Source organism: Arthrobacter sp. P1_B11, assembly GCF_056406715.1.
This window is the reverse complement of sequence record NZ_JBFTZQ010000031.1, coordinates 47,367-54,182: the sequence shown is the minus strand read 5'-3', so window position 1 is coordinate 54,182 and position 6,816 is coordinate 47,367. Positions and strand designations below refer to the sequence as shown.

Genomic DNA, 6,816 nt, shown 5'->3' with positions numbered 1-6,816 from the left:
CTGCGAGGCTCCCTGACCTGGGACCAGGGCTCCGAAATGGCAGCCCACAAATCCTTCACCATGGCCACGGACATGAACGTCTACTTCTGCGACCCCGCCAGCCCCTGGCAGCGCGGCTCGAATGAGAACACCAATGGGCTGCTGCGCCAGTACTTCCCCAAGAGCACGGATTTGTCCGTCTACGGTCCCGAAGACCTCGAACTCGTCGCTCAGAAACTCAACGGCCGGCCACGTAAAACGCTCGGAAACCCCAGCCGAGCGTTTACGTGCTTTACTACTAACCACCTAACCAACAGGTGTTGCAACGACCCCTAGAAACCGCCCGTGGAAAACGGGGCCTCAAGTGTTCGCTCGCGCTTGACGGCAGGGGGAGGGTTAGAAGCCGGAGGTTCCGACGAACACCTGGATGAAGGCGAAGAAGATCGTCGCGATGACCGCCACGTAAAGCAGCGCAGTGATGATCCACCCGGCGTCGCCGAGGATCCTGGCCACCCCGGCAGGCACCGGGATCACGCCCTGGACAATATTGCGTACCGTCACCCAGACGAACAGCGGAATCATGGCTGCCCAGACCACCATGCAGAACGGGCAGAGTATGTGGATCACGTACAGTGCCTGGGACCACAGCCACACTACAAAGATGAAACCCAGCGTGATGCCGGCCTGCAGCCCGAGCCAGTACCACCGTGCAAACTTCGCCCCTGCCAGCAGCGCCATCCCTACCGTGATGGTGACAGCGAAGGCGACGATGCCGATGAACATGTTGGGAAAGCCGAAGACCGAACTTTGGGGAGTCTGCATCACCTGGCCGCAGGAGATCCAGGGATTCACATCGCAGACGGTGGTGTGGTTGGGGTCCTTGAGCACCTCAAGTTTCTCCAGCACCAGGGTGCCCGACGCGAGCCACCCCACGATGCCGGTGATGACCAGCAGCCACCCGAAGGGACGGTCACGGGTCATGGCCGGCAGGGAGGTGCCGGCAGTCGCCGGAGTTCGTCCGGATTCGTCGGCGTAAGCGTGTCCGGAATCCGTGCCGGTGGAAGACGAAATGCTGGGCATGGGGCTGGCGTCCTTTGTCTGGGGGTGCTCCTGCCCAGATTGTATCGCCGCGAACTGGGTGCAAGCTTGGGGCAGCCAGCCGTCCGCGGGTCCCTTGACCGCCTTTGTCACATAATTACGGCGTTTTTGTACGGTGGTGTGAGAGAATGAACGTGGCTGGAGCGCGAACCACATTCGAGTTCCGGTCCGGTGGCTTGTTCCCAAGACCGCCAATGAGAAGCAGTGCAGGCTCCGGATTCGGAAATCCGGCCTCCCGCATTCCATTGGACGGCACCTAGTTGTGGATTGCAGAAACAACGGGTTCCAGTAGCATTCCCGCCGGCCTTTCAGGGCTGCCGCACCCCACTGCCGGTGCGAACCTGAGGGTATCCAATTGACTTCTGTCAACGCCCGCGGGTTTTGACAATATGTGCCCCAACGGGTGCCGGATGTGGCGGCATGTCAGGGGCAGGAGTGTTGCCACATATGGATAATGACCAGGTAATAGCCGTTAACGAAGAACCGGCTGCCAGTGCAGAAGCAGTAGCCGCGGAGGCTCCCAAGAAGGCCACCCGAACCAGGCGCAAGGCAGCGCCGAAGGTAAAGGAACCGGAAGCCCCGCTCTCGCTGCCGGAACCGGAACTGCAGGAGCCCGCCCTGGCTGAACCCGCACTGTCGGCTGAGCCCGCTGTGTTGGACCCGGCAGATGCCGCGCATGCCGAAGTGGCGGCAGTGGAAGCTGCCGTTGCCGAGGCCAAGGCCCCGGTGCGGCGCACGCGCTCCCGCAAGAAGGTTGCCGACGAGCCCTTGCCCGCCTTCGCCGGCGATGCAGGTGCTGACACAGGCGCCACGGAGGTCACGGGCGCAGACGCAACGCTTCCGGGCGGTGCAGTCTCCCCTCCCGCCGAAGCTGCCGCCGTCGAATCCGCCACTGAGGAACCTGCCGCCGAGGTGAAGCCGGTGCGCCGCCGCCGCGCCACCAAACCCAAGGCCGTGGAACCCGAGACCGTCGCCCCTCAGACCGCGGAAGCGGCGGCTGAACCCGCCGCCGCGGCCGAAGCTCCGGCGTCCGAAACACGGGTTGAAGAAACACCCGTCACGGAAATACAGGCTGAGGCTGCAGCCGCCGCGGCGACCCCGGAAGCCGAGGCCGCAGAGGCCGAGGAGGCACCGTCGCAGGCCGCTCCTGCCGGTTCGCTCTTCCTGGAGCCCGCGTCGGTCACATCGATCATTTTCCAGGCTCCTGACCTGAACACAGTGATCCGCCCCGCAGCGGCGCCCGCTGCAGCGGAGGAAACTGACGCCGAAAGCGGCGAGGACGGTGACCTGGAGGACGACGGCGGACGCCGCCGCCGTCGCAGCCGCGGACGCCGCGGCCGGAGCCGCAGTGAAATCACCGACCGCGACGACGCCGAAGGCGACTCCGAAGGAGCCGACGCAGCCGACGACACCGACGAAGAGAACGCCGGCCAGCCCGAAGAAGGCGTGACCTCACGCCGGCGCCGCCGCCGCCGCCGCGGTGACCAGGACCTTGAGCTCACCGGCGGGGGAGATGACGATCCCCCCAACACCGTGACCCGTGTCCGCGCTCCACGTGTCCCCAGTGAACCCGCCGTCAACAACCGCGTAACCAGCGTCAAGGGCTCCACCAGGCTGGAAGCGAAGAAGCAGCGCCGCCGCGAATCCCGCGACACCGGCCGCCGCCGCACCGTCATCACAGAGGCCGAGTTCCTTGCCCGCCGCGAATCCGTGGACCGCCAAATGATCGTGCGCCAGCGCGACGACAGAATCCAGATCGGCGTCCTCGAAGACGGCGTGCTGGCCGAGCACTTCGTGTCCAAGACGCAGCAGGACTCCCTCATCGGCAACGTCTACCTGGGCAAGGTCCAGAACGTGCTGCCGTCCATGGAAGCCGCCTTCGTCGACATTGGACGCGGCCGCAACGCCGTGCTCTACGCCGGTGAAGTGAACTGGGAGGCCGTCAACCTCGAAGGCAAGCAGCGCCGGATCGAGAACGCCCTGAAGTCCGGGGATGCCGTCCTGGTCCAGGTCACCAAGGATCCCGTGGGCCACAAGGGCGCACGCCTCACCAGTCAGATCTCCCTGCCCGGACGCTACCTTGTGTACGTGCCCGGCGGCTCCATGACGGGCATCTCCCGCAAGCTGCCCGACGTCGAACGCAACCGCCTCAAGCGCATCCTCAAGGACCGCCTGCCGGAAAATGCCGGCGTGATCGTCCGCACCGCGGCCGAAGGTGCGTCCGAGGAAGAGCTCACCCACGACATCAACCGCCTCCGGGCGCAGTGGGAGGGCATCGAGAGCCAGTCCAGCTCCACGAAGGTCCTCGCCCCGGAACTGCTCTACGGCGAACCGGACCTGACGATCAAGGTGGTCCGCGACGTCTTCAACGAGGACTTCTCGAAGCTGATCGTTTCCGGCGAGGAAGCGTGGGACACCATCGAGGCCTACGTCACCTATGTGGCACCCGACCTGGTGGGCCGGCTGGAGAAGTGGACCAAGGACACCGACATCTTCGCGGCGTGGCGGATCGACGAGCAGATCCACAAGGCGCTGGACCGCAAGGTGTTCCTGCCGTCCGGCGGTTCCCTCGTGATTGACCGCACCGAAGCCATGACCGTGGTTGACGTCAACACCGGCAAGTTCACCGGCAGCGGCGGCAACCTGGAAGAGACGGTCACCAAGAACAACCTGGAGGCGGCCGAGGAAGTCGTCCGGCAGCTCCGACTCCGCGACATCGGCGGCATCATCGTGATCGACTTCATCGACATGGTGCTCGAATCCAACCGCGACCTCGTGCTGCGCCGCATGGTTGAGTGCCTCGGCCGCGACCGGACCAAGCACCAGGTCGCGGAGGTGACCTCGCTGGGACTCGTGCAGATGACGCGCAAACGGATGGGCACCGGGCTGCTGGAAGTCTTCGGCGAGCAGTGCGAGGCGTGCGCCGGCCGCGGCATCGTCACCCACGACGAGCCGGTCGAGCACCGCCGGGCCAATGTCGTTGCCGCCGAGCACCACATCCCTCGAGCGGAGCACCAGCCCGCCGTGCGCCCGGAGCGAAAGAGCCGCCGCCGCGGTAAGGGCGGCCAGGTTCCGGCCGAGTCCGCGCCTACTGCTCCCGCCGCTGTCCATCACGAGCCAAACGAGGCCGAGCGCCATGCCAAGGCCGAAGCCACCCGGGCGGCCCTCGCCAACATAGCGGCAGCGGCACACGCAGCCCACCTGCATGAGGATGCCGCCCACCACGGTGTCTCCGGCGATGCGGCGCGGCCTGCTCCCGTGCCGGCGGCCTCCGCTCCGGAGAGCCCGGCAGTGCACCGCAGCCCGGAGACGGAAAGCATTTCCGGCCGTCCCGGCGCCGTGCTGACGTTCGGGGGCGAGAAGGTGGTGCTTCCCTTCGTCGAGCACGCCGACGAGCTGGCATCCGAAACGCCTGCCCTGACCCTGGACCGGCTTGAGGAAGCCTTCGCGCACCTTGGCGAGCCTGCTGCTCCCGCTGCGGAGGAGCCGACGGCGGCCCCGGTACCTGCTGTTGTTGATCCGGCTGCAGCCGGCCCTGCCACTGCGGTAGCTGCCCCGGCGCGAACCGGGGCGAGTCCCGCTCCGGCGGTTGCGGAGAACGACGCCGACCGGTTCGCGGATCACTCGGCCGTGCAGACCCGGGCCCGACGTCCGCGCCGGAACCGCAGCGCAAGCCGTGCGCAGGGCGCAGCCAACGAGACGTCCGTGGAACACCATGAGACGGCGCCGGCAGCAGTGGCCGGACACTCGCATGAGGCCAAGGCTCCGGAAGCGGAGAAGGTGGCTGCCGCCAAGCCGGCCAGCGAGCCGATCATTCTTGGCGTAGGCGTACCCGCGTCTGAGCTCTGAGTCGACTCCCTTCCAACGGGCCGGTGCTGCAATCGCAGCACCGGCCCGTTGGGTTTTGGGAGTAAGCCGCTAGGCTGGGGGACTGACACGGGGTGCCGAGCAAAGTGCCGGCTGAGATCCAAACCCGTTGAACCTGACCGGTTAGCACCGGCGAAGGGATGTCTCCTTTGTCCTCAGCATCTGTCCTGCCTCCCGCGGTTGATTCCTCCGTTGCCGCCTTCAAATTCTCCCCGCGCACCGGCCGGGACATTCCCCGGGTCTTGGCGATCGCCGGCTCGGACCCTTCAGGAGGCGCCGGCGTCCAGGCGGACCTGAAGAGCATCGCGGCCAACGGAGGCTATGGAATGGCCGCCATCACGGCGCTGACCGCGCAGAACACCCGCGGCGTCAGTGCCGTCCACGTTCCGCCGGCGGATTTCCTCACCGCGCAGCTGTCAGCGGTCAGCGACGACATCACTGTGGACGCCGTGAAGATCGGGATGCTGGGCGACGAAAAGGTGATCACCGCGGTCCGCAGCTGGCTGGAGAAGGTCCGTCCCGGCGTCGTGGTTCTTGACCCGGTCATGGTGGCAACGAGCGGGGACCGGCTCCTGCGGGAGTCCGCCGAGTCTGCACTTCGGGCACTTCTGCCGCTGGCCGACCTGATCACGCCCAACCTTGCCGAGCTGGGCATGCTGCTCGGGGAACCGGAAGCCGCCACCTGGTCCGACGCGCTCGAGCAGGGAAAACGGTTGTCGGCCGAAACCGGGGCCACAGTCCTGGTCAAGGGAGGGCATCTGGACGGTGCTGATTGCCCGGACGCCCTCGTGAACACCGGTGGTGTGCTGTCGGCTGACGTCGTGGTGGTGGACGGCGAGCGGGTTCCGACGCGCAACAGCCACGGCACAGGGTGCTCGCTGTCCTCAGCCATGGCTACGGTGCAGGCGCGCTTAGGGGACTGGGAGCTGTCCTTGCGTACCGTCAAGCCGTGGCTTGAGGGGGCCCTCCGCACGTCCGGGAGGCTCGACGTGGGGCACGGTAACGGACCTGTCCACCACTTCCACCACCTGACGGTGGCGGGCGAAGGCAGCTATGCCGGGATGCTCCACGCCGAAGCCGCACCCGACCTGGAAGCGATCTACGGCCTGGGCTTCATCCGCGGCCTGGTGGAAGGCACCCTGTCGGAAAACGAGTTTGCGTACTACCTCGCCCAGGATGCCATCTACCTCAACGGGTATTCACGCGTCCTGGCGCGGGCCAGCGCCCTTGCCCCCACCGAGGCCGAGCAGCTCTTTTGGGCGCGTTCCGCGCAGCAGTGCCTCGAAGTCGAGTCGGAGCTGCACCGCAGCTGGCTCAGCACCCGGAGGGTGCGGGCGGAGCTGGGCCCGGTCACCAAGGCATATGTGGACCACCTGCTGGCTGCGTCGGCATCCGGAAGCTATGCCGTGCTGGTGGCGGCGGTGCTTCCGTGCTTCTGGCTCTATGCCGACGTCGGGGCGAGCCTCCACGCCGAATTTGCGGCGGCGGGCGCCCCGGAAGAGCATCCGTACGCGGAGTGGCTGCGCACCTACGCCGACGAGGACTTCGCCGCGGCCACCCGGCAGGCCATCGGGATCACCGATGCCGCCGGGCGCGCGGCGTCTGACTGGGAACGCACCCAGATGCTCACGGCCTTCCGGCAGTCCTGCCGCTACGAAGTGGATTTCTTCGACGCGCCACGCCGCCACGGCTGAGTGGCGGCGGGCGCGGCAGCCGGTACGATAGATGCGCACGGTTACGGCAGGCGGTGCGGCAGCCCTTGTGGCGCCTATCACGGACAGCCCGCCGAAACCAGCCTCATTTGCGGCCGAAGGCGAAATTAGCGTAGTCTAGATCTTCGGTGCTTACGCCAACACTTGGGTTATGACCCCG

At 66.7% G+C, this 6,816-nt stretch carries 3 protein-coding genes, 1 pseudogene and 1 riboswitch; of the genes and pseudogenes, 3 read left to right on the top strand and 1 reads right to left on the bottom strand.

All coding sequences use genetic code 11. From position 1 onward, the window contains the following. A pseudogene (locus tag AC1D14_RS19380) lies at window positions 1–289 on the top strand (IS30 family transposase); the annotation flags it as partial. 86 nt (window positions 290–375) lie between these two features. On the opposite strand, the gene AC1D14_RS19375 reads toward AC1D14_RS19380, so the two are convergent. Continuing rightward, the gene (locus AC1D14_RS19375) at window positions 376–1,059 is read right to left on the bottom strand and encodes a vitamin K epoxide reductase family protein (RefSeq protein ID WP_230119641.1); all 684 of its coding nucleotides are present in this window, start codon (window positions 1,057–1,059) and stop codon (window positions 376–378) included. A 465-nt stretch (window positions 1,060–1,524) separates the two neighbouring features. On the opposite strand from AC1D14_RS19375, the gene AC1D14_RS19370 reads away from it, so the two are divergent. Both AC1D14_RS19370 and thiD read left to right on the top strand, forming a co-directional pair. After that, on the top strand, window positions 1,525–4,926 hold the full coding sequence (locus AC1D14_RS19370) for an Rne/Rng family ribonuclease (RefSeq protein ID WP_476969035.1): 3,402 nt from the start codon (window positions 1,525–1,527) through the stop codon (window positions 4,924–4,926). 78 nt (window positions 4,927–5,004) lie between these two features. Continuing rightward, a riboswitch (TPP riboswitch) is annotated at window positions 5,005–5,102 on the top strand. Then, window positions 5,085–6,638 carry a bifunctional hydroxymethylpyrimidine kinase/phosphomethylpyrimidine kinase gene (gene thiD, locus AC1D14_RS19365; RefSeq protein WP_230119639.1) on the top strand — a complete coding sequence of 518 codons (1,554 nt, stop codon included), beginning with the start codon at window positions 5,085–5,087 and terminating at the stop codon, window positions 6,636–6,638. It overlaps the preceding riboswitch by 18 nt. Window positions 6,639–6,816: the final 178 nt, after the last annotated feature.